At 57.9% G+C, this 2314-nt stretch carries 5 protein-coding genes; 2 read left to right on the top strand and 3 right to left on the bottom strand.

The genetic code is table 11. The annotated features are described in order from the left end of the window. Window positions 1-190 (top strand): hypothetical protein (locus tag EET67_RS25940; protein ID WP_210211174.1); only part of this gene is annotated, 190 nt, incomplete at its 5' end. Between the two features lie 275 nt (window positions 191-465). Continuing rightward, entirely contained in the window at window positions 466-660 is a 195-nt protein-coding gene (locus EET67_RS25270; protein WP_128628911.1) for a hypothetical protein, read from the top strand. Window positions 661-737: 77 nt separating this feature from the next. Here EET67_RS25270 and EET67_RS25265 read toward each other — a convergent pair whose 3' ends face one another. The 3 genes from EET67_RS25265 to EET67_RS25255 are packed head-to-tail and all read right to left on the bottom strand — an operon-like array spanning window position 738 to window position 2173. Next, window positions 738-1070 (bottom strand): hypothetical protein, encoded by a 333-nt coding sequence (locus tag EET67_RS25265; protein WP_165900048.1) that lies wholly within the window; start codon window positions 1068-1070, stop codon window positions 738-740. Window position 1071: 1 nt separating this feature from the next. Continuing rightward, window positions 1072-1590, bottom strand: a complete 519-nt coding sequence (locus EET67_RS25260) for a 3TM-type holin (RefSeq protein ID WP_128628909.1) — start codon at window positions 1588-1590, stop codon at window positions 1072-1074. Window positions 1591-1594: 4 nt separating this feature from the next. Next, window positions 1595-2173 (bottom strand): lysozyme family protein, encoded by a 579-nt coding sequence (locus tag EET67_RS25255; RefSeq protein WP_425359560.1) that lies wholly within the window; start codon window positions 2171-2173, stop codon window positions 1595-1597. Window positions 2174-2314 lie beyond the last annotated feature (141 nt).

The raw sequence follows: 2314 nt of genomic DNA, 5'->3' as shown, positions 1-2314 counted from the left end.
CGATGCCGGCAACACATTCCGGCGTCCAAACGTGGTCCGTCAACCGACCGCGAACCCGCAATCCGGCTTCAAACATGGCCGTCGGCTCAATCCACAAGGGTTAATGCGGGTCTCCAGCTACGCGAATCAGGATATTCTTTGCAAAGTTCGCAAACACTACTGCGAACCGGCTTTTGGGAGGAACCACTAAGCCCTTGTTTTAAATGTGTTTTTGACTGCCCCAAGAATCATGGCTTCGGGCAGCGCTGTTATACTTGACTCTTGGAAGAGAATTCCCCCATATCGGCGGCAGTCAGAAATGAATCTGACTTGATACGAACAAAGCCGGGGTTGGCGCCCCGGCTCCGTATCGGTAACTGCAACAGCTTTGAACGGCTTGCAATTAGTCGGTAAGACATGCGCATCCATACGCGCAATCGGCTCGTTGTCAAGTCGTCCAAGCCCAATATAAGGACTTGAAAGTAAATGCTTGACCGCAAGCTGACGCCGGACATGGTTCCGGTCATCAAGCTGGCTCGCCAGCAGAATATCCCGTACTCATGGATTTCGGGCTACTACCCAGGTCTCAACTTCGGGCGCATTGCCGACGTAATGAAGGGCAGGCGGTATCCCGACATCCCGCCTGCGGATCATCTACCATCAGATTTCCCGCAGGCCTAACAGAGCGCACTGGACCCCGCTTCGGCGGGGTTTTTCTTTAGCTTGGCACCCTGAACCACGCGGCAATCTTGCCACGCCTATGGCCGTTCCTCGTTCGACGCCTTCGACCTCTCCTTCAGAGTCGCGATGTCTTCCCGGATCGTGGTCAGCGTCATGAGCACCTGGTTCTGAAACGAGGCTGAGGTGCCGACCTGCTTTTCGATGGCCTCCAGGCGCAGCTCGTGACTGTCGACCGTGCGCACGATGTTCATGTAGGCCACGAACACCGAGCCTACGAGCGCCAGGATCGTGAAGACGTGGCCAAGGTTGAAGGATGGGTCAAATCTCATTCTGGGCATTTCCTTCACCACATCTGCCAGATGGAAATCAGCGATGCGAAGATCGCCAAGGCTGCGATTGCGAAGGGCCAAGTCATTTCTGGCTCCACTTCGTTGCAACATCTTTGATGGTGTGCCCGCCGAGATAGAGCCCGAGATAGGCTGCCGTCAGCGTCATCAGCGTCCCGGCATCAACGATATCGATTGAGGCGCCAGTGATCGCGTTCGCAAGCGGTACGGCTACGATCAGCCACAGCCAGAAGAACCCGATGAGATACATCCACGCCGGCCGCCATGCCCACGTCCAGGTCTGTTCCTTGGCCATCTCGGCAAGCTGCAGCTCGTTCGAAAGGCGCTGGCTCTCGACATAGGCAAGGATGAGATCAGCCGCGATAGGTTCGCTGGCGATGATCGCTTCCCGCACGGCCGTAGGATCACTTTCGGCAATGCTGGGAATATCGTCAGCCGGGACGCCGAGCTTGCCGGCAACAGTATCGATGACCTCGCCGGCCAGCTTGCCGCCATCACCAAACTTGTCAGCCAGCACTTTCTTGATGAACGGCACGGCGAGACCGGCCGCCGTGTCGAGGATGATCGCTGCAATTGCGCTCATGGCTTTAGCTCCCGAAGACGATGAAGAGAACGACCGCCACCGCAATCAAGGCGAAAGCGGCAAGGATGGAGCCGGAGGCGCGCGCCTTGGATTCAGGCGCGGGCACTTGCGCGGGAGACCCCCCAAATGGGGGGTGCGATGCGGGCTTTGATTGTGCCGGCACAGACGCTGGCGTGCTGGCGGCAGCCCTGACCCTATCCAGGGCAGCTTCGACCTTGGCAGGCGTGGTCAGGACCTTGTTAATCCCGTCGCCACGATAATAGCTGTCGCCTCGCTCCAGCTTACGATGAGCGCCCATAGTGGCCGCCAGCACCGGCAGAGAAGCCCATTCCTGCGCAAGACGCTTGCCGAACTCTGTGCGGCTGATCTTGCCGGCCATGAATGCCTCATAGCCGCGGCGCTTGAGCAGGTGATAGGCAAGCCGGTCCTGAAGATCCGCATCGAAGATCTGATTACCGAGAAGGTTGAGCTCACGTGACAGGTCCTGCAGCGTCGCCCGCATGAACTGATACCGGCCGGCCGCGCTGGAGCCATGGTTCTTTGACCATGCCTTTTGCGCATCGACCACATCGCCCAGCGTCATAGCGGTCAGCGGCTTTGCCAGCTTGTGATTTTTCGTGGAATGAGGACCCTGTTTGAGGGGTGATTTTCGTCCAAACGGGACCCCTTAACGTGGGGTCATCAAAATGCCTCCGGTTTCATCGGAGGCATTTGCGTTTTGGAT

Origin of the sequence: Borborobacter arsenicus, from assembly GCF_003934165.1 — a bacterium.
In the GTDB taxonomy this organism is placed as follows: Bacteria; Pseudomonadota; Alphaproteobacteria; order Rhizobiales; family Rhizobiaceae; genus Pseudaminobacter; species Pseudaminobacter arsenicus.
This window is presented reverse-complemented; position numbering and strand designations above follow the sequence as displayed.